The organism is Streptomyces atratus (assembly GCF_900119365.1).
Classification (GTDB): domain Bacteria; phylum Actinomycetota; class Actinomycetes; order Streptomycetales; family Streptomycetaceae; genus Streptomyces; species Streptomyces atratus_B.
This window is the reverse complement of sequence record NZ_FPJO01000003.1, coordinates 305,408-331,003: the sequence shown is the minus strand read 5'-3', so window position 1 is coordinate 331,003 and position 25,596 is coordinate 305,408. Positions and strand designations below refer to the sequence as shown.

Genomic DNA, 25,596 nt, shown 5'->3' with positions numbered 1-25,596 from the left:
CCCCCGATGAGCGTACGGCGTGAACGGGCCCGGACAGCGCGATGTCCGGTCAGCTCCCCAGCTGACCGGACAAACGCTGCCGTCCGCCGCACCCCCGTCCCCACGGGGTTGTTGGCCGGATGTCCCGGTCCGGACCGCTCTTCCGGACCCGGGGCGCCGCTCAGCGCCCCAGCATCACGCCTACGGACGACGCCTGTGTGACCACCGCGTCCCAGCCGCCGAAGACGACTACGAGCAGGGCCGCCAGAGGAAGAACCATCGCCGTCGCCACCAGTGGGTGGCGAGTGCCGGACGACGGGCGGCCGCCGAACGAGGCACGGCCCCTGCGTCCCGTGCGGATCGTGGTCCGCGTTGCCGTGTCCGCCATGGTTCCTCTCCTGACTCGATGTGGGGCGGCGGGCGTGTGACCTCGGGGGACGAGTGCTGCGCCCGCCGCTTGACCTCAACACTAGGGAGGCGTGGGGCGTGGGGCGTCATGCCCGCGTACCGATTGCCGGGCCTCCCGGAGGATGAGCCCCGGGCCGTGGATGTACTCCCCTGGGTGGAGACCGGGCGCCCGATCCCGGGGACATCCCGGAGGGGGTGCGGCGAACTTCCCGCGACGCCGGAGTCGTTGGACGGCGCGGCCCACGGTGCGTACGGACGCAGCCACCGTGACCTCGCTCACCCTCCGCTCCCCCCGGTCCCCGGCCGCCGGCCCCGGTGTGCCGGTGGAGGCCGCCCGCAGGCGTCCGGGCCGGGGTCCACGCCGTACCGCCGGCCCGGCCGACACGGCTCCAACCACCCTTCACCGTAACCGCCTTGGCGTCCGGGCGCGGCCGGCACCGAACCTGCTCCGGCCGCGCGCCGCCCCGTCATGGGCCGCGCCGCGCACCGACAATCGATCGACCGGTGAGGGCGCGGCCTCTGAGCGCCCCGGGCGCCGGGTACGTAAGCTGTGCCTCGTCAGGCGGACCAGGCAGCGGGGATGGGCAGACATGGCGATGATGCGGCTCCGGCGCGAGGACCCGCGTGTCGTCGGCTCGTTCAGGCTGCACCGGCGGCTCGGGGCGGGCGGCATGGGTGTCGTCTACCTGGGTTCGGACCGGCGGGGACAGCGGGTGGCGCTGAAGGTGATCCGCCCGGATCTGGCGGAGGACCAGGAGTTCCGCTCCCGTTTCGCGCGCGAGGTGTCCGCCGCCCGGCGGATCCGCGGCGGCTGCACGGCGCGCCTGGTGGCCGCGGACCTGGAGGCGGACCGTCCGTGGTTCGCCACGCAGTACGTCCCGGGGCCCTCGCTGCACGACAAGGTGGCCGAGGAGGGACCGCTGTCGGCCGCCGAGGTCGCCTCGATCGGGGCCGCGCTCTCCGAGGGCCTGGTGGCGGTGCACGAGGCCGGTGTCGTCCACCGTGACCTGAAGCCGTCGAACATCCTGCTCTCCCCCAAGGGCCCCCGGATCATCGACTTCGGGATCGCCTGGGCGACCGGGGCCTCCACCCTCACCCATGTCGGTACGGCGGTGGGCTCGCCGGGGTTCCTCGCGCCCGAGCAGGTGCGCGGCGCGGCCGTGACGCCCGCGACCGACGTGTTCTCGCTCGGTGCCACGCTGGCGTACGCGGCCATGGCCGATTCGCCCTTCGGGCACGGCAGTTCCGAGGTGATGCTGTACCGCGTGGTGCACGAGGAGCCTCAGTTGCACGATGTGCACGACGCGCTGGCGCCGCTGGTGAGCGCCTGTCTGGCCAAGGATCCCGAGGAGCGGCCGAGCACGCTCCAACTCTCCATGCGGCTCAAGGAGATCGCGGCGCGCGAGGCGCAGGGGCTGCACGAGAGCCGGCCGCCCGTGCAGCGTTCGGCACAGGAGCTGGACCGGCCGACCGGCCGCCTCGACGGTCCGTACACCGAGCAGCAGACGCGGCGCGCGGCTCCTCCCGCGCCCCGTCAGCAGAAGCAGAAGCAGCCCCAGGGCACCAGGCCGTCCTCGTCGTCGCGGTCCGGAGCGCCCCGGACCGGTGGTTCGCGCCCCCGTCAGCAGCAGCCGGCGCGGGGCAGCACCCGGTCCGGCAGGCGTCCGCAGGGTACGAACGGGACGAACGGCCGGTCGGGCACGCGGCCCGGGACCCGTCCGACGTCGGCGGGGCTGCGGCCCGCCAATCCGCGGCTGCTGCGACAGCGGCTCGTCGTCTTCGTGGTGGTGACGCTGCTGGTGGCGCTCGGCATCGCGGCGGCCCAGGGTTGCCAGGGGCCGTCCCGCGGGCTGGGTACGGATCCGGGCCGGCACGAGACCCGCATCCAGACCCAGGTCGAGACCCCGCCCCAGGGCCGGCAGCTCCCGTAGCCGGTCAGTTCTCCGGGCGGCCCGATGCCACCGCGTAGAACGCGACCGCCGCGGCCGCGCCCACGTTGAGCGAGTCGACGCCGTGCGCCATCGGGATGCGTACCCATTCGTCGGCGGCGACCAGGGCCCGGGTGGACAGCCCGTCGCCCTCGGCGCCCAGCATCAGGGCCACCTTGTCCATCCGGTGCGGTGCCGCCTCGTCGATGCTGCCGGCCTTCTCGTCCGGGGTCAGCGCCAGAAGCCTGAAACCCGCTTCCCGTACGGTCTCCAGGTCCTTGGGCCAGGTGCCGAGGCGGGCGTAGGGGACGGAGAAGACCGCGCCCATGGAGACCTTGACGGAGCGCCGGTAGAGCGGGTCGGCGCAGTCCGGGGAGAGCAGGACGGCGTCCATGCCGAGGGCTGCTGCGCTGCGGAAGATCGCCCCGATGTTGGTGTGGTCGTTGACGGCCTCCATGACGACCACCCGGCGGGCCGTCGTCAGCAGCTCGTCGGCGGCCGGCAGCGGCTTGCGCTGCATCGAGGCGAGGGCGCCGCGGTGGACGTGGTAGCCGGTGACGCGCTCGGCGAGCTCGGGGCTGACCGCGTACACCGGGGCCGGGACCTCGTCGATGACGTCGCGCATCAGGTCGACCCACTTCGCCGAGAGCAGCATCGACCGCATCTCGTACCCGGCATGCTTGGCGCGTCTGATCACCTTCTCGCCCTCGGCGATGAAGAGGCCCTCGGCGGGCTCCCGCCTGCGTCGGAGTTCGACATCGGTCAGCCCGGTGTAGTCGCGCAGGCGGGGGTCGTCGGGGTCGTCGACGGTGATGAGATCAGCCACGGGTTCGATACTGCCTTGTCCGGTGTGTGGTGCCAACGGCTCGGGAGAAGATCCGTCACCGCTGGTTACTCTGCGGGGGTGTGGGCGGTGTCCGGGCCGGCTACTCGGCGGGGAGCGGTGCGGTGCCGGTGCCGACCGCGACGACGTCGCCGATGACGATGACGGCCGGGGGGCGTACGTCTTCGGCGGCGGCCCGTTCGGCGACGGTCGCCAGGGTCGCGTCGACGCGGCGCTGGGATGCCGTGGTGCCCTCCTGGACCAGGGCGACCGGGGTGTCCGGGGACTTGCCGTGGGCGACGAGGGCCTTCGCGATGGCGCCGATCTTGTCGACGGCCATCAGCAGCACGAGGGTGCCGCGCAGCTGTGCGAGCGCCGCCCAGTCGACCAGCGAACGCTCGTCGTCGGGCGCGACATGACCGCTGACGACGGTGAACTCATGGGCGACCCCGCGGTGGGTGACGGGGATTCCGGCCGCGCCGGGTACGGAGATCGAGCTGGAGATGCCGGGGACGACGGTGCACGGGATGCCTTCGGCGGCGAGCGCCTGGGCCTCTTCCATGCCCCGGCCGAAGACGAACGGGTCGCCGCCCTTGAGCCGCACGACGGCCTTGCCGGCCTTGGCGTGCTCGATGAGCGCCTGGTTGATCGCCTCCTGCGCCATGAAGCGGCCGTACGGGATCTTCGCCGCGTCGATCACCTGGACGTGCGGCGGCAGTTCGTCGAGCAGGTCGCGTGGGCCGAGCCGGTCGGCGATGACGACGTCGGCCTCGGCGAGGAGACGGCGGCCGCGCACGGTGATCAGGTCGGGGTCGCCGGGGCCGCCGCCGACCAGGGAGACACCGGGGGTGGGCCGGGTGCGGTGGTGCGGGGCGGTGAGCGTGCCGTCGCGCAGTCCCTCGACGATGGCGTCGCGGACGGCGGCGGAGTGGCGCGGGTCGCGGCCCTGGGCGTCGGTGGAGAGGACGGCGACGGTCACGCCCTCGCTGCGGCCGGTGGCCGGGGTCCAGGCGGTGGCCACATCGGCGTTGTCGCTGCGCACGCACCAGGTACGGGTGCGCTCGGCCTCGGCGGACGCGGCGTCGTTCGCGGCGTCGTCGTCGGAGGCGATGAGCGCGTACCAGGTGTCGGTGAGGTCCCCGTCCTCGTACCGGCGGCGCTCCCAGCGGATCTCTCCGGCATCGGCCATCGCCTCGACGGACGGGGTCGCGGACGGCGATACGAGGGTGATGTCGGCGCCCGCCGCGATGAGCGCCGGGAGGCGGCGCTGCGCGACCTGGCCGCCGCCGACGACGACGACGCGGCGCCCGCTCAGGCGCAGTCCGACGGGGTACGCGGGGTGATCGGCGTGCTCGGCCATGGCGGTGCGGACTCCTCGTGCGATGCGAAGTGCGGGCCGCTGCGGCGGTGGAGCGGCTGTGACGTGCGGTTTTGTGGGGTGGGTCCACGATACGGGGTACGCGGGGGCGCGGGCGGGGGCTGCCTCCGCCCGGAAACCATGGACCCGGCCCGGCGCGCGTGGCGCCGGGCCGGGTCGGCGGTGGCCGCGTACTACTTTTCGGTGACGCCTGCCGAGTCGAACGTCGCCACTTCGTGCATCGCGCGCGCCGCGCTCTGCACGATCGGGAGCGCCAGCAGTGCACCCGTTCCCTCGCCGAGGCGGAGGTCGAGATCGACCAGCGGGCGCAGGCCCAGCTTGTTGAGCGCGGCCACATGGCCGGGCTCGGCGCTGCGGTGGCCCGCGATGCAGGCGGCCAGGGCCTCCGGGGCGATCGCCCGGGCGACCAGGGCCGCGGCGCCCGCGCTCACGCCGTCGAGGATGACGGGCGTACGGAGCGAGGCGCCGCCCAGCAGGAAGCCGGCCATCGCGGCGTGCTCCAGGCCGCCGACCGCGGCCAGGACGCCGATCGGGTCGGCCGGGTCGGGCTGGTGGAGTTCGAGGGCGCGACGGACCACGTCCACCTTGCGGGCGTGCATCTCGTCGTTGATGCCGGTACCGCGTCCGGTCACCTCGGCCGGGTCCATGCCCGTGTACACACAGATCAGCGCTGCCGACGCCGTGGTGTTGGCGATCCCCATCTCACCGATGAGCAGGCCCTTGTTGCCTGCCGCGACCAGATCGCGGCCGGTCTCGATGCCGACCTCGATCGCCGCGAGCACTTCTTCGCGGGTGAGTGCGGGACCGGTCGTGAAGTCCGCCGTTCCGGCGCGCACCTTGCGGGGCAGGAGGCCGGGCGTCGCGGGCAGCTCCATGGCCACGCCGACGTCGACCACGCACACCTCGGCGCCGACCTGGGCCGCGAAGGCGTTGCAGACCGCGCCGCCGCCGAGGAAGTTGGCGACCATCTGGCCGGTGACCTCCTGCGGCCAGGCCGTGACGCCCTGGGCGTGCACCCCGTGGTCGCCCGCGAAGATCGCGACGGCCGCGGGCTCGGGGATCGGCGGCGGGCACATCCGGGAGAGCCCGGACAGCTGTGCCGAGATGATCTCCAGCATGCCGAGCGCGCCGGCCGGCTTGGTCATCCGCTTCTGGCGTTCCCATGCCTCGCCGAGCGCCTTGGCGTCGAGCGGGCGGATGTTGGAGATGGTCTCCTGGAGCAGGTCGTGCGGCTCCTCGCCGGGCAGGGCGCGGCGGCCGTACGTCTCCTCGTGGACGACCCAGGACAGCGGGCGGCGCTTGGACCAGCCCGCCTGCATCAGCTCGGGCTCCTCGGGGAACTCGTCGACGTAACCCACACACAGGTAGGCGACGACTTCGAGGTGCTCGGGCAGGCCCAGGGCGCGGACCATCTCGCGCTCGTCGAAGAAGCTGACCCAGCCGACGCCGAGTCCCTCGGCACGCGCGGCGAGCCAGAGGTTCTCGACGGCGAGCGCGGAGGAGTACGGGGCCATCTGCGGCTGGGTGTGCCGGCCGAGGGTGTGCCGGCCACCGCGGGTGGGGTCGGCGGTGACGACGATGTTCACCGGGGTGTCGAGGATGGCCTCGATCTTCAGTTCCTTGAACTGCTTGGCCCGGCCCTTGGGCAGCGACTTGGCGTAGGCGTCGCGCTGACGCTGTGCCAGTTCGTGCATGGAGCGACGGGTCTCCGCCGAGCGGATGACGACGAAGTCCCAGGGCTGCGAGTGGCCGACGCTGGGCGCCGTGTGCGCGGCTTCGAGGACGCGGAGCAGGACCTCGTGCGGGATGGGGTCGCTGCGGAAGCCGTTGCGGATGTCGCGGCGCTCACGCATGACGCGGAGCACTGCCTCGCGCTCGGCGTCGTCGTAGCCGGGGGCCGGCGGACCTGCGGGAGCCTCGGCCTCGTCGGCCTCGGACACCTCTGGGGCCTCCGCTTCGGCGGCTTCCGGCTCGGGGGCCCGGGCCGCCTCGGCGGGCTCCTGGGGCTGCGCCTCGGGCTGTACGGATTCCACGTGCCCGGCCTCGGGGGCCTCAGGAGCATCCGTCGCCACGACCGCCGCCGCTGCGGGCTCCGCGAGCGGGGCGGCTTCCGCGCCTTCCACGGCCTCCGCGGGGGCCTCGGGGGACGTGATGTCCGGGGTCTCGATGACCTCCGGGCCCTGCTCGGTCTCCGGCTCAGGCACCGTCAGGACCTCGGCCTCGGGGGCAGGGGCGGGCGCGGGGGCTTCGGCAGGCACGGCGTTCGCGACCGCGTCGGCCTTCACGACGGGCTCGGCAGGCTCGACCGGCTCGGCCTTCACGACGGGCTCGGCAGGCTCGACCGGCTCGGCCTTCACGACGGGCTCGGCGGCCTCGGCGTTCGCGGCGGGCTCGACCGGCTCGGCATGCGCGGCGGGCTCGACGGCTCCCCCGGCATCCGCCGCCTGCTCGGCCTCCGCGATCTCCGGCTGAGGTGCCTGCACGGGCTCCATGGCGATCGGCACGCGCTCGGCCTCGGGCTCCGCCTCGACGGTCTGCTCGACGACGGGCGTCGGCGCCAGGTGCGGAGTCGTCGGCACCGAACCCTCCACGGGCACGAACTGGCCCATGGGAACGGCTTCCGCGGTGCCCTGCGGCGCGATCGCTTCGGCGGGCGCCCCGGCGTCGGCGGAAACTTCGGCGGGGATTTCGACAGGGGTCTCGGCGGGCGTCCCGGCCACGGCCGGTACCGGCTCGGCGGCCGGAGCGACCACGGCCTCCGGTTCCACGACCGGAGCGGCCTGAACCGGCTGGGCCGCCTGCACCGGCTCGGCGACGGGCTCCGGAGCGACCGGCTCCGCGACGGCCGGCTCCGCGACGGCCGGTTCTGCCGCCACCGGCGCGGCCTCCGGCTGCGGTGCCTGGGCCGCCCACGGGCTGCCGCCCTGCGGCAGGATCTCTCCGAGTTGCGGGCCCGGCAGCGCGGACGCGTCCTCGGCCGGCATCTCGAAGTACTCCGGGCCGGTGGTCGGCGGACCGGCGTGCCGCGCGGGGGCCTGGGGCCGGGCCTGCGCCTGGGGCGCGCCCGCGGGGCCGCGGTCGGCGAGCGAACGCACCACTCCGCCGGTCGGCGTCCCGCCGTACGACGGCGAGCCGTCGGCGGCGACCGGGCCGCGGTGCAGCGGACGGCGCACCGGGGCCTGGGGCTGCGGCTGGGCCGCCGGAGCGGGGGCCGGGGCGGGCGAAGGAATCCGTACGCCGCTCAGGTCGACCGAACCGGAGTCGCGGCCACCGGACTCATGAGTCCCCTGGCCGGTCTCGGGCAGCGGCTCCGCCACCGCCTGCTGGGCCGCGTACACGTCCGCGACCTGCGCCTGGACGGGGGGTTCCTGCACCTGGACCTGGACGGGCCCCTGGGGTTGTGCGGGGGTCTCGCCGGCCGGCTGGGCATAGGGCTGTGCCACGGGCGGGGCCTGGTGGGCGGTCTGTCCGGGCACCGGCGCCTGGGCGGCGACCCCCTCGGGGTACTGGCCCGGGGCCGGTACGGCCTGCGGGTCGCTCCAGGCTCCCTGCGGGCTGGGCATCAGGAGGAGGTCGTCGTCCTCGGAGACATGCTCGGAGGGAGCGAGGTAGGCGTAGGCATCCGGGGCGGCGACGCCCGGCTGCTCCACCGTGCCTGCGTTCTCCGGCAGTCCCTCACCCGGGATCTGGCCGGTGTCACTCATGCGTACCCCTCGCCCATCGTCAGTGCTCCTTACGGCCCTTCGCCCGGGACGCCCGAACACGGCACGCCGGCGCTCGTCAACAAGAACGAGCGGGCTCGCCGCGCGGCACGAATCGGTCGCGGACATACTGCATTCTCGCGGCTGTTCGCCGCCGCGGCAGCTCATTTCGCCACGGCCCGCTGTGGACTGCGCCACGTCGCGCATCCCCCGGTTCTGCCGTACCACAACGGGGGCCAAAACGGTCCCCTTTTCCGGACATTGACGAACGAAGCGACGAACGTCCCGGGCGCGGTGCAACGATCGGCCAGCCTACCTCCCGCTGTACGCCGACGGGGTCACGGGGCGAGGTCGGAGCGCAGTGCCGAGAGGAGGAACACGACCGAGCGTTCGCGCTCCGCCCAAGCGGCCGTGTCGAGTTCGACGGACTGGAGGAGCGAGCAGCGGACGGTGTACCCGTTTCCGCTCAGGGCCGCACCGAGCGCCTCGGCCTCGTCCCGCGTCGAGGCATGGGTCACGATGCGTTCCGGCCGCCGTTCGGTGACGGCGGTGACGACGGGGACCCCACCGCCCCCGATCCGTACGACATCGGGTTCCGGCAGCCGTTCCAGCACATGCGGGGCCCGGCCCTCGACGACCTGGAGCTGGACTCCGAACGCCCGCGCCGCCGCTGCGGTACGGGCGCAGGCGGCCGGGTCGCTGTCGACGGCCAGGACCGCCGCGCCGAAGCGGGCGGCCTCCACGGCCAGGGCCCCACTGCCGGAGCCGATGTCCCAGAGGAGGTCGCCGGTCCGGGGGCCCAGGCGGGCCAGTTGGGCGGCGCGCAGCCCGGGGGACTCGCCCTCGCCGCTGTCCTGGCCGCCCTCGGGGGCACTGCTCGCGTAGGCCTCCGTGGGCAGTGCCCAGCCGCGTACGCCACGGGGGTAGGCGGGGTGGCGGCCGGCGATCCAGGCGCCGGTGGCCTGCGGTTCGGGACCGCCGCCGATGACGATGACCACGTTGGGGTCGCGCCAGACGTGGTCGGCGGCCTTGTCGGAGGTGACGACGGTGACCCGTTCGCGGGTGGTGCCGAGTTCCTCGCAGATGACGAAGGTGCGGTGGACGCCTTCGAGGAGCAGGGCGAGTTCGGCGGGGCCCGCGCCGGGCGAGGTGAGGACGGCGACCTTGTGGTGGGCGCGGCAGACGTTGACGGCGCGGCGCAGGGTGCGGGGGTGGGCGACGACCGTTTGGGCGTCCTCCCACGGCATTCCCGCGCGGGCGAACGCGGCGGCGACGGAGGACACGGCCGGGACGACCTCGACCTCCAGTCCGTGTTCGGGTGCGCGGAGGTTGCGTACGACGCCGAAGAAGCCGGGGTCCCCGTCGGCGAGGACCACGGCGCTGCCGCGGTGGCCGGCGATCCGGCGGGCGGCCAGGTCGATGGAGCCCAGGCGGATCCGTTCGGCGTTCGCCGGGACTTCGGGGAGTGCGAGGTGGTGGGCTGCTCCGGCGACGAGCGTGGCGGCCGAGAGGGCGGCCGTGGCCGCTCCGGTCAGTGGCGAGCCGTCCCAGCCGATCACGGTGACCCGATCGGCCATCTGTCGTCAGCCTCCTGGAGTCGTCGCAGGTGGGATGGTGGTGAGGTGGGGCAGAGCGAGAGTACCCGGTCCGTACCGACAGGGCGTCGGGGCCCCTTCGAGGGGTCAGTTCCAGTCGTTGTAGGCGCCGTAGCCGCCGGCGTCGGCGAGCTGCTCGGCGACGCCTTCGAGGTCCTCGGGGAGCAGGCCCCAGACGATCAGGTCGGTCCTGATGTCGGTCCAGCCGCCGTCCGTGCCGTTCTCGGTCCGGGTGCGCGCTATGCGGGCGTTGCGCAGGACGCCCTCGCTGATGCAGCCGAGCTTCTGGGCGACCTGCTGGGAGGCGGTGTTGTCGGCGGCGGTGCGCAGTTCGATGCGCTCGAAGCCCTGGTCACGGAAGAGCCACTGGGCCACGGCCAGCACGGACTCGGTGGCGTAGCCCTCGCCGCGGGCCCAGGGGGCGGTGATGTAGGCGACCTCGGTGGAGAGGGTGCGCCAGTCGGTGTTGCGGAGCCGGACCGAGCCGACGAGCCGCTGGGTGAGGAACTCGGTGACGGCGAGGACGATGCCGTCACCGGTGGTGCGCTGGGCGGGGGCGATCCTGCGGACCCAGCGTTCGGCGTCGACCTGGGTGTAGGGGTGGGGTGCCTCGGTCCAGGCGATGACGAGTTCGTCGTTCATCATCTCGATGTACGCGGGGACGTCCGCCATGTCGAAGGGGCGCAGCACCAACCGATCCGTGCTGATGGAGATGTCCGGAAAGGTGGAAGTCATGCGCAGCTCCATACCGAAGACCGTTAAAGGCACAGCATGCAGCATCGGCCCGGTGCCGCGCATGGTCGGGTCCGCACGACGGAGCCCCGCGCCCCCTCTGGTGGGGTGCGCAGGGCTCCTCGGACAAATGCCGTACGGGTGTCAGGACTTGGCGGCGGTGCCGAAGGCCGGGACGACGGATCCCTGGTAGGTGTCCTCGATGAACTTCTTGACCTCGTCGGAGTGCAGGAGCTTCACGAGCTTCTGGACGCGGGGGTCCTGCTCGTTGCCCTTCTTCACGGCGATGATGTTGGCGTAGGGGTTGCCGTCGGCCTTTTCGAGCACGAGGGCGTCCTTGGCGGGCTTGAGGTCGGCCTCGATCGCGTAGTTGCCGTTGATGACGGCGGCGTCGACGTCGTTCAGGGCGCGGGGCACCGTGGCGGCCTCCAGCTCCTTGAACTCCAGGCCCTTCTTGTCGGTGATGTCGCTCAGCTTGGCGCTGGTGCCGACACCGTCCTTGAGGGTGATGAGACCGTTCTCGGCGAGGAGCTGGAGGGCGCGGCCCTCGTTGGTGGTGTCGTTGGGGACGGCGACGGTCTGGCCGGCCTTGATGTCCTTCAGGTCCTTGACCTTCTTGGAGTACAGACCGAGGGGCTCCAGGTGGACGGTGCCGGCCGAGACGAGATGGGTGTTCTTCTTCTTGTTGAAGTCGTCGAGGTACGGCTGGTGCTGGAAGAAGTTGGCGTCGACCTGGCCGGTCTCGGTCGCGGTGTTCGGCAGGACGTAGTCCGTGAACTCCTTGACCTCCAGCTTGAGGCCCGCCTTCTCGGCCAGGTTCTTCCTGACGAAGTCCAGGATGTCGGCGTGCGGCGTCGGGGACGCGGCGACGACGAGCGCCTTGGAGGTGTCGGCCTTGGCACCGGTCCCGCTCTTGGCGCCCGGGTCGGACGACGTGCCGCAGGCGGTGAGGCCGAGGGCGATGGCGGCGGTGGCGGCGGCAGCCGCGGTGATCTTGATGTTCTTACGCACGAAAAGTGCCTCTTTCTGGTGGTGAGGGTGGTGCGCCCGGACAAGGAGTTCGGGCTTGTGAGCGGAGAGGAGGTCTCAGGAGGCGGTGCGGCCCCGGCGGGCGAGCAGGCGTACGGCCAGGTCACCGATCAGCTGGATCACGGTCACGATGACGATCAGCAGCGCGACGGTGATGAGCATGAACTGGTTGTCGAAGCGCTGGAATCCGTAGGTGACGGCCTTGGACCCGAGCCCTTCGCCGCCGACCGCGCCGGCCATCGCGGAGTAGCCGATGAGCACGATGACGGTGGTGGTGACGCCCGAGATGAGCGAGGGCAGCGCCTGCGGCAGCAGGACCTTGCGGACGATCGTCGGGATGGATCCGCCCATCGACTGGACGGCCTCGACGAGCCCGTGGTCGACCTCGCGGACGGCGGTCTCGACGAGCCGGGCGAAGAACGGGATGGCGCCGACGGAGAGCGGAACGATCATCGCGGACGGGCCGATGAAGGTGCCGACGACCCAGGTGGTGAAGGGGATCAGGGCGATCAGCAGGATGATGAACGGCAGCGAGCGGCCGATGTTCACGACCACGCCGATGACCTTGTTCACCGGGGTGTTCTGGAGCAGTCCGCCCTTGTCGGTGAGGACCAGCAGGACGCCGAGCGGCAGTCCCACGAGCACGGTGACGACCGTGGACCAGAGCACCATGTAGAGGGTGTCGATGGTCCCCTGGGTGAGCAGCGGCTGCATTTCGGACCAGGTCACTTCGCCACCTCCTTGGTGAGCGGGGCGGGGGTCTGTACGGGGATGGCGGGGCCGTCGTCCGTCACGACCTCGGCCTGGAGGCCCTGTTCACGCAGGAAGCCGATCGGGACGACGTTCTCCTCGAAGCGGCCGGGCAGCTCGATGCGCATCCGGCCGATCTGCTTGCCGCCGACGGTGTCCATCGCGGCGCCGAGGATCGAGATGTCGATGTTGTACGTGCGCGAGAGCTGGGAGATCACCGGCCGGCCGGCCGCGTCGCCGTGGAAGGTGACATCGACGACCGTGCACTCGGGGCCGGAGGCCGTACCGCCGACGGGGAACAGTTCGTGGGCCAGCTCGGAGCCGGGGGTGGCGAGCAGTTCGCCGACGGTGCCGGACTCGACGACGCGCCCCTTCTGCATCAGCGCGGCGGAGTCGCAGATCGTCTTGACGACGTCCATCTCGTGCGTGATGAGCAGGACGGTCAGGCCGAGCTGCTGGTTGAGGTCGCGCAGCAGCTGGAGGATGGAGCGGGTGGTCTCGGGGTCGAGGGCCGAGGTCGCCTCGTCGGAGAGCAGCACCTTGGGGTCGCCGGCCAGTGCGCGGGCGATGCCGACGCGCTGCTTCTGGCCGCCGGAGAGCTGGCCGGGGTAGGCCTTGGCCTTGTCGGCGAGGCCGACCAGGCCGAGGAGTTCGAGGGCCTTGCGGGAGCGGTCCCGGCCGGAGACGCCGAGGATCTCCAGCGGGAGTTCGACGTTGTCCTGGACGGTGCGGGAGGCCAGCAGGTTGAAGTGCTGGAAGACCATGCCGATGCGGCTGCGTGCCTCGCGCAGTTCCTTGCCGGCCCGGCGGCCGCGTCCGGCGAGTGCGGTGAGGTCCTGGCCGGCCACGGTCACGGTGCCGGAGGTGGGGCGTTCCAGGAGGTTGATGCAGCGGATCAGGGAGGACTTGCCGGCGCCGCTCTGTCCGATGACGCCGTACACCTCGCCCTCGCGGACGTGCAGGTCGACGCCGTCCAGGGCGGTGACCTCTCGGCCGCGCGACTGGTAGACCTTCGTGAGGCCCGAAGTGGTGATCACAGGGTTTCCGTCACTGTCGAGTGCGCGGCGCGGTGTCCGCCGGGCACGGGGCATTCGTCTGATGAGACCGTTTCGGACGTTTCGATCGGACGTTCCGAGCGGGGTCCCGGCACGGCTCGGAACGGCGCGTGGCCGGGCGGCGGTGCGGGGGCGGGCTCGTTCCGCTGGATGCGGACGGCTGGGCTCGGTCTCGCTTCGGGGCGCGAGGAGCGGGGGGCCCTCAGAAGGTGCGCATTCGACACATACAACGAGCACCGGGCGTTGTGATCGCCTCGGTCGCAAGGATGCGGCTGCTCGTCGTGGTCATGCCCCAAGTAAAACAGACGTAACGTTCCGCCCGATCCGCCTGTCCGAATAGCGGACAGGCGTGGATGGTGGCGCGAGCCGGTTCGGCCCGTCGTCGCTATTTCCGCCCGCACGGCTGTGACCTGCTCTGATACGGCGGCGATGGCATCGATGACCGCATCCGCGACCGGCCCGGAGCGGCCCTGGTCTGTGGCCAAGGCCACGGCCCTCGTCCCTGCCGCCCGCCCGGCCCGCGGTCCGGCGGCGGGGGCGCACACGGACGGGAGCGGGGGCGCACACAGGGGGCCGTTCGCTCCGTAATACCCTCGGCTCATGCTTGACGCCCTGACGGTCGCGGTCGCCGTGACCGCGCTCGCCCTCGCCGCCTGGTGCGGATTCGCCGCGTACCGCGATCAGCCGACCAAGGACTGGCACTTCATCGGGATGGCCGTGGTCTCGCTGCTGGCACTGGCCCAGCTGGTGGTGGGCATCGTGCAACTGTCCCGGGGCGAACGGCCCGAGCAGGGCATGACGATCTTCATCGCGTATCTGATCGGGGCGTTCCTCGCGGTGCCCGCGGCCGGTTTCCTGTCGCTGACCGAGCGGACCCGGTGGGGTTCGGTGACGGTGGCGGCGGGCGCGGTCGTGCTGGCCGTCCTCGAAGTACGGCTCTACGACATCTGGGGAAACTGACCGTGACCGAAACCGAACGCACTCCCGCGGCGGCCACCGGCGAGAAGCAGCCCTTCGATCTCGGTACGGGGCCCGGCCGGGTACTGGTCTGGTTCTACGGAGTGTTCACCGTAGCGGCCGCCTCCCGCTCGATCGTCCAGATGATCCTGGACTTCGGCAGGGCGCCGCTCGCCTATGTGCTGTCCGCCGTCGCCGCGCTCGTGTACGGGTTCATCACGTACTCACTGGTGCGCGGGGGCGAGAAGGCGCGGCGGACCGCGCTGGTGTGCTGCGCCGCCGAGCTGCTGGGCGTGCTGGTCGTCGGGACCTGGACGATGGCGGAGCCGTCGGCGTTCGCGGACGCCACCGTCTGGTCCGACTTCGGCATGGGATACCTGTTCATCCCGGTGATCCTGCCGATCACCGGGATGATGTGGCTGCGCCGGGCGAGGACGGCCTAGGCGCTGGCCACGTACGCGGGCTCGGTGGCGTCCTTCTCCAGCAGGATCATCAGGACGCCGTCCCGGCCGGTCTCGTTGCCCACGGGGGCGTAGCCCGCCCGCCGGTAGAGCCGCAGATTGCTCTCGCTGCGATGACCGGTGTGCAGCCGGAACAGGGTGGCCGACCGCTCGTCGGCGAGTCCCGACTCCGCCGCCCGCAGCAGCCGGGCACCGAGACCATGGCCCTGGAGCCGGGGGTGGACGCAGAGCCTGCCGATCTCCCCCGCGCCGTCCGCACCGACCGCTCCCCGGACCGAGCCCACGACCTCGTCACCCAGCCGCGCCACGAACACCAGGTTGGTGGCGATCTCGGTGTGCAGCGAGTCGAGGGTCTGGACGAGCGGGTCGATCCGGTAGTTCCCGTACAGCTCCGCCTCGCTCTGGAAGCAGAGGTACTGGAGTTTCAAGATCTGTTCGGCGTCCTGTGCCGTCGCCGTCGAGATGATCACGCTCATGCCCATCCGCGCATGCCTCCGCCCACCTGATCCACCGGTTGTCTAACGCTCCTTTCCCCGCAGTTCAGGAGCAGCAACCTCCGCCGCGAGCATTCTGCGCAGACATCCAAGGCAACGGGAACGGATCGGGCCCAAACTCCCCTGTGACATACCCAACTTCCCTGCGATTTCCCGGTAGGTGGGATCGCTGGGCGCGAGCATCGCCGCCAGCAGCCGGGCACACCTGCCGGGCAGCCGGTCCACCGCCGCGCGCAGCGCCCGGCGTTCGTCGGCGCCGAGGGCGAGCCTCTCGGGGCAGCCGGCCGGGTCCGCGGCGGTGTCGTCGCGGTAGGGACGTTCGTGCCGGGCGGTGCGGCGGGCCCTGCGGGCCTCTCCCCGTACGGCCCCGCGCACCCAGCGGGCCGGGTCGACCGGCGGCCCCTCCCCCGCGAGCCGTTCCAGCAGCCGCAGCCAGACGGCCTGTTCGAGATCGGCCGGTTCGATCGCCGCGCCCGTGGCCGAGGCGGCCGCCTCGGCCACGGCCTCGGCGCTCACCAGCGGGTGCAGGTCACGGACCAGGGACGCGGGGGCGGGTCCTGCGGGAACGGGATCGAGAAGCGTCATGCCCCGGCCGACGCGCCCGCGCCTGCGGCCGGTTGCCGTACCGGGCGAGCACCACCCGACCGTGGCATGCCCCGGCCGGGTGCTGACGCCGGTGTCACTTCGCGGCGAAGTCCGCCGCGGCGAGCAGGGCCGTGTCGGGGTTGTCGGAGAAGACTCCGTCGATGCCCGTCGCGAAGTACACCCGGAACGCGCCGAACGCGTCGCCGTAGGCGTTGGGGTCCGTGCCGCGCCGGAAGTCGGCGGGGAGGAAGGTGTTCTCGTTGCGCATGGTGTAGGGGTGCAGGACCAGGCCCTGGGCGTGCGCGTCCTCGACCAGGGTGGTCGGTGCGGTGAGCCGCCCCGAGGCGTCCTTGGGGATGACCAGGTCCAGGGTGGGGCCGATGCCCTGCGCGAAGGAGGCCATCCACTTCAGCCCCTCGGGCTTCACCAGGTCCGCCACGGTGCGCGGGTCCCCGGACGTCACGAAGTCCCAGGGGCGCGCGCCCGCGCCGGAGAGCAGCACGACGCGCGGGGTCGCGACGAGCCGCGCGAGCCGCTGGATGCTGCTGGGCTCGAAGGACTGAAGGATGAGCGGCGACTGCTGACGGTGCCGGTTGTAGCGGCGCAGCAGCTTGGCGAGCGGCTCTTCGAGGCCGAGACCGAGACCGCGGAAGTAGGTGGGGTGCTTGGTCTCGACGTACAGCCAGACGGGCTTTGAGCGCCTGCGGCCCTCGCGGTCGGCCCAGCGCAGCACCTCCTCGAAGGTGGGGATCTCCCAGCGGCCGTCGTAGAGCGTGTTCTTCTGACGGGTGCCGGGGATGCGCTCCTTGGCGCGCAGCGTCTTCAGTTCGGCGAGGGTGAAGTCCTCGGTGAACCAGCCGGTGAGGGAGACGCCGTCGACCTTCTTCGTGGTCCTGCGGCTCGCGAACTCGGGGTGGTCGGAGACATCGGTGGTGGCGGTGATGTCGTTCTCGTGACGGCATACGAGGTGGCCGTCCTTGGTCGGCACCAGGTCCTGCTCGACGATGTGCGCGCCCATGTCGAGGGCCAGCTGGTAGGAGCCGAGGGTGTGCTCGGGCCGGTAGCCGCTGGTGCCGCGGTGTCCGATGACGGTGGGCACCGGCAGGTCGAGGCGGAAGCCGTGACCGCCGTGGCGTCCCGCGGTGTTGACCGCGGTGTCGGCGGCGGCCGGCCCGCCGGCCAGTCCGAGGGCTGCCGTGCCCAGTACGGCGGCTCCCGCTCCCAGCATGGTTCTGCGGCCGGGACCGGCCTGCGCGCGCTCAGTCATGAATGCTCCTCGCGTGTGATGTCTGGCACCTGTCGGGCGAGGCCCGAGCGTAGGCAGCGGTACCGTCGTGAGGGCAGCTCCTGGACGAACATGGCGGAAACTCATGTCAACGCCGCGTATCCGCTCCGTGAACCGATGTGCGATCAGCGAGTTCCCGCGAGTATCGTCCTCACCTGCATGGACCGTCACGATCCCGCTCCTCGGCCGGCCCGGCCACTACACCGGAGGAACCGTTGTCCCGACACGCACTCATCAAGGCAGTGCTCGGACCGATCTTGCGCCTGATGTTCCGCCCCCAGGTGGAGGGTATGGAGAACATCCCCGGGGACGGTCCGGTGATCCTCGCGGGCAACCATCTGACGTTCATCGACTCGATGATCATGCCGATCTGCTGCGACCGGCCGGTGTTCTACATCGGCAAGGACGAGTACGTGACGGGCAAGGGGCTCAAGGGCCGGGCGATGGCCTGGTTCTTCACCGGCTGCGGCATGATCCCGGTGGACCGGGACGGCGGCCGCGGCGGTGTCGCGGCGCTGATGACAGGCCGTCGGGTGCTGGAGGAGGGCAAGGCGTTCGCCATCTACCCCGAGGGCACCCGCTCCCCCGACGGCCGCCTGTACCGGGGCCGTACGGGCATCGCCCGGCTGACGCTGATGACGGGCGCGCCGGTGGTGCCGTTCGCGATGATCGGCACGGACAAGCTGCAGCCCGGTGGGGCCGGCCTGCCCCGTCCCGGCAAGGTGACGGTCCGCTTCGGTGCGCCGATGGAGTTCTCCCGCTACGAGGGCATGGACCGCGACCGCTATGTGCTGCGGGCGGTGACCGACTCCGTGATGGCCGAGGTGATGCGGCTGTCCGGTCAGGAGTACGTCGACATGTACGCCACGAAGGCGAAGGCCGCGTGAGCTGAGGCGCGAGGCGCCGACGGCAGGACATGCGGAAGGGCCCGTACCCCGGTTTCCCGGTGGTACGGGCCCTTCCGCGCGTCCGGGTGTCCCGGCGGCTACTGGTGCACGATGCCGTCCTCCAGCTTCTGACCGCGCAACAGGAACCAGGCGGCTACGGCCGCCGCCAGCAGGACCGCCGCGCCGACCCCCGCGGCGAGCCGCAGTCCTTCGACGAACGAGTCCTGCGCCGCGGCGAGCAGCGCCTGCGCCTGCTGGGCCGGCAGACCGTGGGCCGCCTCGACCGCGCCGCCCAGCGATTCGTGCGCCGCGGCGGCGTTGGCCGGCGGGGTGCCCTCGGGCGACCGGAAGGTCTGGTAGACGCCGGTGACGATGGAGCCGAGCAGGGCGATGCCGAGGGCCGCGCCGAGTTCGTACGCCGTCTCGGAGACCGCGCCGGCGGAGCCCGCCTGCTCCTTCGGGACGCTGGAGAGGATCACGTCCGAGGTGATGGTGAAGGCGAAGCCCGCACCCACTCCGACGACGAGCAGCACCGCGCCGATCAGCGGGTAGGCGGTCTCCTGGTGGATCAGGGTGACCGCGGCGAGCGCCAGGCCGATCGCCCCGAGACCGCCGGTCACCACCGAACGCACCGAGAAGCGCCGGGCCGCCCGGCCTGCGATCAGACCCGCGACGACCGCGCCGACGGCCGCGGGCAGTTCGGCGAGGCCGGCCTCCAACGGGCCCCGGCCCTGCACCAGTTGGAGGAACTGGGAGAGGAAGAAGACCAGCCCGGACAGGCCGAGGATGGTCAGCAGGTCGGCGAGGACCGCGCCCGAGAAGCCCCGGTGGTGGAAGAGCCGCATGTCCAGCAGGGGTGCGGGCAGCGTGAGTTGCCTGCGTACGAACCAGCAGAGCGCGGCCACGCCGCCGAGGCCCGTGACGACGGTCCCCCAGCTCGGGCCGTGCGCCGCCAGCTCCTTGATGGCGTACACGACGCCGATCATGCCGATGAAGGAGAGCGCCACGCTGACCAGGTCCCAGGGGCCCGGCGCCGGGTTCCTGGACTCGGGGATCATCTTGGCGCCGACGACCACGAGGACCGCCATCACCGGCAGGTTGATCAGGAAGACCGAGCCCCACCAGAAGTGCTCCAGCAGCAGTCCGCCGACCACGGGGCCGACGGCCGCGCCCGCCGAGGCCATCGCTCCCCAGATGCCGATGGCCAGGCTGCGCTCGCGCGGGTCGTGGAAGAGATTGCGGATCAGGGCGAGCGTGGACGGCATGAGGGTGGCGCCCGCGACACCGAGCAGCGCCCGCGCCAGGATCATCATCTCGGGGGTGTGCGCGTAGGCGTTGAGCACCGAGACCGCGCCGAACGCCGCCGCACCGCACAGCAGCAGCTTCTTGCGGCCGATGCGGTCGCCGAGGCTGCCCATCGAGACCAGGAGTCCGGCGATGACGAAGGAGTAGACGTCGCCGATCCACAGGAGCTGGGTGCCGGTCGGTTCGAGGTCCTCGGTGAGGAAGGGGGTAGCGAGGCCGAGGACGGTGGCGTCGATCGCCACGAGCAGCACGGCGAGGACGAGCACGGCCAGGGCGAGCCACCGCCCGGGACGGTGCAGCTCGTTCGGGGTTTCCACCTGCTGTGCGATACGGCTCATTGCTCCACGCTCCGGCGTGCACCGCCGAGCAGCAACTCGACGATCATGTACTGGAAGTCCTGGCTTGCGACCCGGCCGTCCTGGACGGCCCAGGCGGCGGACGAGATGAGCCCGTAGAGGGCCTCGGTCAGCCAGGCGGGGGTGAGGTCGATCCGGAATTCACCGCGCTCCTGGCCTCGCCTGAAGAAGGCGGAGACCCGGGCGTCGAGGCGGCTCCAGCCCTCGTTCACCTCTTCGCCCTCGAAGAGCTGGTTCTCGGTGACGAGGAAAGAGAGCAGTCCGGCGCTCGGTTCGACGGCCGCGACGAGGCGGCGCAGCGCGTCCTGCGCGGGGCCCTCGTCGAGCGCGGCGGCGTCCAGGGCCGCTTCGACCTCCTGGATGCCCAGGTTCTCCAGCGCTCTGACCAGGGCGTCCCGTCCGGCGAAGTGCCGGTGCAGGGTGGCGCGCCCGATGCCTGCGGCTCTGGCGACCTCGTCCATGGTGGCGGTCGATTTGCGGGTCAGCAGAGCTGCGGCGCTGCGCAGCACCTGCTCACGGTCGAGACTCATGAGACAAGCATAGACCACATGAGACAACAATGTCTCACCGAAAAGGCGTGCCCACCCCGCGGGGAGGGTGGACCATGGCGCCATGAAGCCGCTGCTGCTGATCGACATCGACGGTCCGCTCAATCCCTACGCGGCGCTCGCGCACCCGCGGCCACCGGATGGTTATGCGAAGCATCTGACGCGGCCGACGGGGTGGGACTACGGTCCGCCGCTCCCCGTTCTCCTCAACCCGGAGCACGGCAGGGCGCTGCTGGCCCTGGCCGACCGGTACGAGCTGGTCTGGGCGACGACCTGGAAGGACGAGGCGAACGTCTGGATCGGGCCACGGCTCGGGCTGCCCCCGCTGCCGTACATCGACTGGCCTTCGATGCACGGCAGCGCCCCGGACGGCACGTACTGGAAGACGCAGTACGTCGTGGAGTACGCGGCCGGCCGGCCGTTCGCCTGGGTCGACGACGAGATCGCCGAGCAGGACCGGCAGTGGGTCCTGGGCCAGGGGGCCACCGAAGCGCTGCTCCGCTGGGTCGACCCCTGGACCGGGCTGCTGCCGTCCGACTTCGCGGCGCTCGCGGCGTGGGCGGACGGCAGCGGCCCGGGCGGGCCCGTCAGTCGTTGAGGACCGTCAGATCGAGGCCGGGGAGGTGGGCCGGGTCGTTGATCACGGACATCTCGGCGACCTTCCCCCGGACGACCGTGAAGACCATGACCGCGAACCGCCGACCCTCGCGCGTCGCGATGACGGCCGGCTCCCCGTCGACCAGTGCCGGCTGCGACGACCGCGCGAACGGCGCGAACATCATCGCCTGACGGGCCACGGCCTCGGCGCCCCGCACCAGGGCCGGAGCACCGACCCCGTCGGCGCCGACGTCGGACCGCACCACCACGCCCGGGTCGAGCACGGCCACCAGGGCCCCGAAGTCGCCGTCGCGGGCGGCGGCCAGGAGGAGCGGCTGAGCCGGATCCAGGCCTCCTGGACGGCGTCCTCCGCCTCGCTCGTCGAGCCGAGCATCCGGTAGGCCACGGCCTTCAGCTGGTTCCGGTTCTTCTCGAAGCGCTCCGCCAGGAACTCATGTCCGTCCACAGTCAGATTCCTCCGTCGTGTTCCGTCACAGCACTGACGTACGGAACCCCGCCGATGTGACGGACGGACCCCGGCGCTCTCCGGTCAGCTCCAGTGCAGCCCGGCGCGGTGCCGCCAGTACGCCTCGGGCTCCTCCACCAGCGCGTCGAGCCGGGCGCGCCGCTCCTCGTCGAGGTCGACGAGGGGCGCGTGCAGGTTCCCGGCGAGCTGGTCGACGGTCGCCGCACCGGAGAGCGCCACCCCGGCCCAGGGCTGGTGCAGCACGAACGCCAGGGCCACCGCGTCACTGCCGAGGCCGACGTCGTCGGCGATCTCCCGGACCACGGCGGGGGCTTCCGTACCGGCGAGCCGCCCGTTGGCCATGGCCTCCTTGACGATCACGGTGAGTCCGGCGGCATGGGCCTCGGCGAGCGCCGCTCCGGCCGAGGTCTCCAGGACGTTGTAGGTGGCCTGGACCGTACGGAAGAGCGGCTCGCCGTCGACGGTGACGGCGAGGGCGGCCCTGATCGCGTCGGCCTGGGCGGGGCCGCTGGTCGAGAGGCCGATGCTGACGCCCTCCGCGGCGAGCGCGGCCAGCCGGGCGTGCAGCTCCTTGTCGGCGAGGGCCGGGCTGTCGGCGGTGACCGAGTGGATCTGGTAGAGGTCGAGGCGGTCGCCGAGCAGCGCCTCGGTCTCGGCCCGCTGGCGCAGGAACGTGGCGAGACTGTGGTCCTTGACCTCGTGCGCCTCGGCTTCGATGCTCCACCCGGCGGTGTAGGTGTAGCCCCATTTGCTGCCGATGACGACGTCGTCGGCCTCGGGGCGCGCGGTCAGCCAGTCGGCCAGGAACTCCTCCGAGCGGCCGTAGGAGCGGGCCGCGTCGAAGTAGCGGACGCCCTGTGCGTAGGCGGCGTCGAGCAGCTCGTGGGTGCGCTCGCGCATCGCCCCGACGCTGCGGTCGGCGGGCAGATCGCGGTCGCGGTGGAGGTTGATGTAGCCGGGCCTGCCGACCGCCGCCAGGCCGAGCCCGATGTGGGCGGTCGGTGTGGTCGCTGTGGCCAGCCGGGCGAAAGGCATCGTTGGGCTCCTCGTCGATCGGGTGTGCTCCCCCGTCAACGTAACCCAGCTCACGGAAACCGGAAGGCGGGGAGCGTACGGCCGCTCCCCGCCCCGATGGCGTCCTTGTCGCGATCAGTTCTTCGCGGTGGCCCAGGCCTGCTGGGTGGCGAGGTCGGTCTTCACTTCGGCGAGCTGGACGGCCACGGCCGACGGGGCCGTACCGCCGCGGCCGCTGCGGGAGGCGAGCGCACCGGCCACGTCGAGGACCGTGCGGACCTCGGGGGTGAGGTGCTCGGAGATCTTGGCGAACTGCTCGTCGGTCAGCTCGTCGAGCTCGATGCCGTGCTGCTCGCACTCCTTGACGCACGCACCGGCGACCTCGTGGGCGACGCGGAACGGCACGCCCTGCTTGACCAGCCACTCGGCGATGTCGGTGGCGAGCGAGAAGCCGGCCGGGGCCAGCTCCTCCATGCGCTCGCGGTTGACGGTGAGGGTGGCCATCATGCCGGTGAAGGCGGGCAGCAGGACCTCCAGCTGGTCGCAGGAGTCGAAGACCGGCTCCTTGTCCTCCTGGAGGTCGCGGTTGTACGCGAGCGGGAGGGCCTTCAGCGTGGCCATCAGGCCGGTCAGGTTGCCGATCAGCCGGCCGGACTTGCCGCGGGCCAGCTCGGCGATGTCCGGGTTCTTCTTCTGCGGCATGATCGAGGAGCCGGTGGAGAAGGCGTCGTGCAGGGTGACGAAGGAGAACTCCTTCGTGTTCCAGATGATGACCTCCTCCGCGATCCGCGAGAGGTTCACACCGATCATCGCGGTGATGAAGGCGAACTCGGCGACGAAGTCGCGGGAGGCCGTTCCGTCGATCGAGTTGCCGACCGACCCGCGCTCGAAGCCGAGGTCGGCGGCGACCGCCTCCGGGTCGAGGCCGAGGGACGACCCGGCCAGGGCGCCGGAGCCGTACGGCGAGACGGCGGTCCGCTCGTCCCACTGGCGCAGCCGCTCGGCGTCCCTGGACAGGGACTGCGCATGGGCCAGGACGTGGTGGGCGAAGAGCACCGGCTGGGCGTGCTGCAGATGCGTACGGCCGGGCATCGCGACGTCCGGGTGCGCCTCGGCGAGGCCGACCAGCGCGCCCTGCAGTTCGGCGATCAGGCCGCCGATGATCCGGGCGTGGTCGCGCAGGTACATCCGGAAGAGGGTGGCGATCTGGTCGTTGCGGGACCGGCCGGCCCGGAGCTTGCCGCCGAGGTCGGGGCCGAGGCGCTCCAGCAGTCCGCGCTCCAGCGCCGTGTGGACGTCCTCGTCGGCGATGGTACCGGTGAAGGAGCCGTCGGCGACATCGGCTTCGAGCTGGTCGAGACCGGCGATCATGCGGCTCAGCTCGTCCTCGGTGAGCAGGCCCGCCTTGTTCAGCACGCGCGCGTGGGCGCGGGAACCGGCGATGTCGTACGGCGCGAGCCGCCAGTCGAAGTGGACGGAGGCGGACAGCTTCGCCAGCGCCTCGGCCGGACCGTCGGCGAAGCGGGCGCCCCAGAGGCGTACGTCGCTGTTGCCGTTGCCGTTGCTCACTGCGTGCTCCTCGGGAAGAACAGGGTGGTGGGTGTGCGGCCGCCTCCCCGTGCGGAGGGCCGGGAAGGCGGAGACGTAACTGCTGGGGGTCGGGCGAGGTCACGCTGCCCGGGCCTGCGCCCGGTCACGGTCTCTCCGCACGGCGCGATCACCGATGGGCATAACTATGCAGACCTCTGCATGTTTTGTCAAAGACGCGATTGCCGCCCACGCCCTCGAAGGGGCGTCCCGCCAGGTGAAATCACCTCGCCAACATCGGAGTTGACTCCGACAATGGCCACCATGGGGAAAACATATGAACGTATCGACGGACGGATCAGGACCTTCATCGAAGAGCAGCACATCTTCTTCACCGCGACGGCGCCCCTGGACGGCGAGGGCACGGTCAACCTCTCCCCCAAGGGCGTCAGCGGTTCGTTCGCCGTCGTCGACGAGCTGACCGTGGCCTACCTGGACTTCGCGGGCAGCAATGCCGAGACCATCGCCCACCTCCGCGAGAACGGCCGGATCACGCTGATGTGGTGCGCCTTCCAGGGGTCGCCGAACATCGTGCGGGTGCACGGCCGCGGCGAGCCGGTCTTCCGCGACGATCCCCGGTTCGGCGCGCTGCTCGCCCACTTCCCTGACGTGGACCCCGGCCTCCACGGGCTGCGCGCCGTCATCGTGGTGCGGGCCGAGCTGATCCGGGACGCCTGCGGCTACGGGGTACCGTTCATGTCGTACGACGAGGACCGGCCGCTGCACGCCCAGCGATTCGCCCGCGAGGACGACGCCTCGCTCAGTGCCTACTTCGAGAAGAAGGAGCACATCGCGACGAGCATCGACGGGCTTTTGGGGCTGCCGCTCCCACTGCCGGCGATGCCCCGGGCGGAGCGGGGCTCGGCGGATCGTCTTTGAGCCGTACGGAGCACAACCACGGGTGGCGGCCGGGCGGAGGGTCTACCGTCCGGGCATGCGCAGATCTCTGGTGACCTTCTCGGTACTGCTCGCGCTGGCGGGCTCGGTCGCGGCCCGGCCCGCCGCCCCGCCGCCGCTCCCGCAGCGGATGGCCGACACCGGCGGCGGCACTCAGCTGATCACGGCCGAGGCCCCGGCCGAGGGCTCCACCACGGGCACCGTCACCTGGTGGAATCTGCGCCGGGGAGTCTGGGTGAAGGGCGGGTCCACACCCGCCAGGTTCGGTGCGAGGGGCCTGGCCGAGGGCGCGTCGCGCAAGCAGGGCACGAACACCACCCCCACCGGTCTGTACGACCTGCCGTACGCCTTCGGGATCAAGCCCGCACCGGCCGGCACCGTCCATCCCTACCGCCGGGTCAACGACCGGTCGTGGTGGTGCCAGGACAACGCGGCGCGGGCCTACAACCGCTGGGTGGAGCCACGGCCCGAGGACTGCCGGGCGGGCGAGGCGGAACATCTGATCGCGTATCCGACGCAGTACGCCCGCGCGCTCGTCATCGGGTTCAACTACGAACGGCCGGTACGGGGTCGCGGCGCCGGGATCTTTCTTCACGTCAACGGGCGTGGCGCGACCGCCGGTTGTGTCTCCGTACCGGCGGCCGCGATGGACCGGATCCTCGACTGGGTGGACCCGGTCCGCCGTCCGCACATCGCGATCGGGACCCGCTCGGGCCCGACCGCGATCACGCGCTACTGACGGAAGCCGGCAACACCGG

24 protein-coding genes and 1 pseudogene are annotated in these 25,596 nt (G+C 72.0%); 7 read left to right on the top strand and 18 right to left on the bottom strand.

Annotation, left to right across the window (positions count from 1 at the left end; all coding sequences use genetic code 11):
* Positions 1-160: 160 nt before the first annotated feature.
* Complete coding sequence (locus BT364_RS08425; protein ID WP_072484483.1) at positions 161-367, bottom strand: hypothetical protein; 207 nt, start codon at positions 365-367, stop codon at positions 161-163.
* 610 nt (positions 368-977) lie between these two features.
* On the opposite strand from BT364_RS08425, the gene BT364_RS08420 reads away from it, so the two are divergent.
* Positions 978-2,318 carry a serine/threonine-protein kinase gene (locus tag BT364_RS08420; RefSeq protein ID WP_072484482.1) on the top strand — a complete coding sequence of 447 codons (1,341 nt, stop codon included), beginning with the start codon at positions 978-980 and terminating at the stop codon, positions 2,316-2,318.
* Positions 2,319-2,322: 4 nt separating this feature from the next.
* Here BT364_RS08420 and BT364_RS08415 read toward each other — a convergent pair whose 3' ends face one another.
* From BT364_RS08415 to BT364_RS08380, 8 genes are all read right to left on the bottom strand, one after another.
* Positions 2,323-3,141: a TrmH family RNA methyltransferase gene (locus tag BT364_RS08415; RefSeq protein WP_072484481.1), complete on the bottom strand. Its 819-nt coding sequence runs from the start codon at positions 3,139-3,141 to the stop codon at positions 2,323-2,325.
* Between the two features lie 100 nt (positions 3,142-3,241).
* On the bottom strand, positions 3,242-4,498 hold the full coding sequence (gene cobA / locus BT364_RS08410) for a uroporphyrinogen-III C-methyltransferase (RefSeq protein ID WP_072484480.1): 1,257 nt from the start codon (positions 4,496-4,498) through the stop codon (positions 3,242-3,244).
* Between the two features lie 191 nt (positions 4,499-4,689).
* Positions 4,690-8,220, bottom strand: coding sequence for a nicotinate-nucleotide--dimethylbenzimidazole phosphoribosyltransferase (gene cobT, locus BT364_RS08405; protein WP_072484479.1), 3,531 nt, complete (start codon positions 8,218-8,220; stop codon positions 4,690-4,692).
* A gap of 335 nt (positions 8,221-8,555) precedes the next feature.
* On the bottom strand, positions 8,556-9,794 hold the full coding sequence (cbiE, locus tag BT364_RS08400; RefSeq protein ID WP_072484478.1) for a precorrin-6y C5,15-methyltransferase (decarboxylating) subunit CbiE: 1,239 nt from the start codon (positions 9,792-9,794) through the stop codon (positions 8,556-8,558).
* Positions 9,795-9,899: 105 nt separating this feature from the next.
* Positions 9,900-10,547, bottom strand: coding sequence for a GNAT family N-acetyltransferase (locus tag BT364_RS08395; RefSeq protein ID WP_107408193.1), 648 nt, complete (start codon positions 10,545-10,547; stop codon positions 9,900-9,902).
* Between the two features lie 141 nt (positions 10,548-10,688).
* Positions 10,689-11,555 carry a MetQ/NlpA family ABC transporter substrate-binding protein gene (locus BT364_RS08390; protein ID WP_072484477.1) on the bottom strand — a complete coding sequence of 289 codons (867 nt, stop codon included), beginning with the start codon at positions 11,553-11,555 and terminating at the stop codon, positions 10,689-10,691.
* A 75-nt stretch (positions 11,556-11,630) separates the two neighbouring features.
* The gene (locus BT364_RS08385) at positions 11,631-12,302 is read right to left on the bottom strand and encodes a methionine ABC transporter permease (protein WP_072484476.1); all 672 of its coding nucleotides are present in this window, start codon (positions 12,300-12,302) and stop codon (positions 11,631-11,633) included.
* Complete coding sequence (locus tag BT364_RS08380) at positions 12,299-13,360, bottom strand: methionine ABC transporter ATP-binding protein (RefSeq protein ID WP_072484475.1); 1,062 nt, start codon at positions 13,358-13,360, stop codon at positions 12,299-12,301. The genes BT364_RS08385 and BT364_RS08380 overlap by 4 nt, the downstream gene beginning before the upstream one ends.
* Positions 13,361-13,978: 618 nt before the next feature.
* On the opposite strand from BT364_RS08380, the gene BT364_RS08375 reads away from it, so the two are divergent.
* On the top strand, positions 13,979-14,338 hold the full coding sequence (locus BT364_RS08375; RefSeq protein ID WP_072484474.1) for a hypothetical protein: 360 nt from the start codon (positions 13,979-13,981) through the stop codon (positions 14,336-14,338).
* Positions 14,339-14,340: 2 nt separating this feature from the next.
* Positions 14,341-14,778, top strand: coding sequence for a hypothetical protein (locus BT364_RS08370; protein ID WP_072484473.1), 438 nt, complete (start codon positions 14,341-14,343; stop codon positions 14,776-14,778).
* On the opposite strand, the gene BT364_RS08365 is transcribed toward BT364_RS08370, so the two are convergent.
* The 3 genes from BT364_RS08365 to BT364_RS08355 all read right to left on the bottom strand — a co-directional run bounded on the left by BT364_RS08365 (position 14,775) and on the right by BT364_RS08355 (position 17,142).
* Positions 14,775-15,278: a GNAT family N-acetyltransferase gene (locus tag BT364_RS08365; protein ID WP_072484472.1), complete on the bottom strand. Its 504-nt coding sequence runs from the start codon at positions 15,276-15,278 to the stop codon at positions 14,775-14,777. The two genes, BT364_RS08370 and BT364_RS08365, sit on opposite strands and share 4 nt — an antisense overlap.
* A 36-nt stretch (positions 15,279-15,314) precedes the next feature.
* A complete protein-coding gene (locus BT364_RS08360; RefSeq protein WP_072484471.1) occupies positions 15,315-15,875 on the bottom strand; it encodes a sigma-70 family RNA polymerase sigma factor in 561 nt (186 codons plus the stop codon).
* 94 nt (positions 15,876-15,969) lie between these two features.
* Positions 15,970-17,142 (bottom strand): glycerophosphodiester phosphodiesterase, encoded by a 1,173-nt coding sequence (locus BT364_RS08355; protein WP_072484470.1) that lies wholly within the window; start codon positions 17,140-17,142, stop codon positions 15,970-15,972.
* A gap of 233 nt (positions 17,143-17,375) precedes the next feature.
* Between BT364_RS08355 and BT364_RS08350 the strand changes: the two genes are divergently transcribed.
* Positions 17,376-18,047, top strand: coding sequence for a lysophospholipid acyltransferase family protein (locus BT364_RS08350; protein WP_072484469.1), 672 nt, complete (start codon positions 17,376-17,378; stop codon positions 18,045-18,047).
* A 98-nt stretch (positions 18,048-18,145) separates the two neighbouring features.
* Here the strand turns inward: BT364_RS08350 and BT364_RS08345 are convergent, their stop codons facing one another.
* Together BT364_RS08345 and BT364_RS08340 are read right to left on the bottom strand one after the other, a co-directional pair.
* Complete coding sequence (locus tag BT364_RS08345; RefSeq protein ID WP_072484468.1) at positions 18,146-19,690, bottom strand: MFS transporter; 1,545 nt, start codon at positions 19,688-19,690, stop codon at positions 18,146-18,148.
* Positions 19,687-20,238 (bottom strand): TetR/AcrR family transcriptional regulator, encoded by a 552-nt coding sequence (locus BT364_RS08340; protein ID WP_072484467.1) that lies wholly within the window; start codon positions 20,236-20,238, stop codon positions 19,687-19,689. The genes BT364_RS08345 and BT364_RS08340 overlap by 4 nt, the downstream gene beginning before the upstream one ends.
* 82 nt (positions 20,239-20,320) lie before the next feature.
* Here BT364_RS08340 and BT364_RS08335 point away from each other — a divergent pair, with 82 nt between their 5' ends.
* Positions 20,321-20,854, top strand: a complete 534-nt coding sequence (locus BT364_RS08335; RefSeq protein ID WP_072484466.1) for an HAD domain-containing protein — start codon at positions 20,321-20,323, stop codon at positions 20,852-20,854.
* Here the strand turns inward: BT364_RS08335 and BT364_RS44090 are convergent.
* The 4 genes and pseudogenes from BT364_RS44090 to argH form a co-directional block, all read right to left on the bottom strand.
* Positions 20,844-21,143: a sigma-70 family RNA polymerase sigma factor family protein gene (locus BT364_RS44090; protein WP_442759018.1), complete on the bottom strand. Its 300-nt coding sequence runs from the start codon at positions 21,141-21,143 to the stop codon at positions 20,844-20,846. The genes BT364_RS08335 and BT364_RS44090 overlap by 11 nt on opposite strands.
* Positions 21,144-21,181: 38 nt before the next feature.
* Positions 21,182-21,325: pseudogene (locus tag BT364_RS44555) on the bottom strand (sigma factor); the annotation flags it as partial.
* A gap of 78 nt (positions 21,326-21,403) precedes the next feature.
* Positions 21,404-22,375, bottom strand: a complete 972-nt coding sequence (locus BT364_RS08320; protein ID WP_072484463.1) for an aldo/keto reductase — start codon at positions 22,373-22,375, stop codon at positions 21,404-21,406.
* 114 nt (positions 22,376-22,489) lie between these two features.
* Positions 22,490-23,923, bottom strand: a complete 1,434-nt coding sequence (argH, locus tag BT364_RS08315) for an argininosuccinate lyase (protein WP_072484462.1) — start codon at positions 23,921-23,923, stop codon at positions 22,490-22,492.
* A gap of 282 nt (positions 23,924-24,205) precedes the next feature.
* Here argH and BT364_RS08310 point away from each other — a divergent pair, with 282 nt between their 5' ends.
* Positions 24,206-24,820: a pyridoxamine 5'-phosphate oxidase family protein gene (locus BT364_RS08310; RefSeq protein ID WP_072484594.1), complete on the top strand. Its 615-nt coding sequence runs from the start codon at positions 24,206-24,208 to the stop codon at positions 24,818-24,820.
* Positions 24,821-24,875: 55 nt separating this feature from the next.
* On the top strand, positions 24,876-25,577 hold the full coding sequence (locus BT364_RS08305) for a L,D-transpeptidase family protein (RefSeq protein ID WP_072484593.1): 702 nt from the start codon (positions 24,876-24,878) through the stop codon (positions 25,575-25,577).
* Positions 25,578-25,596: the final 19 nt, after the last annotated feature.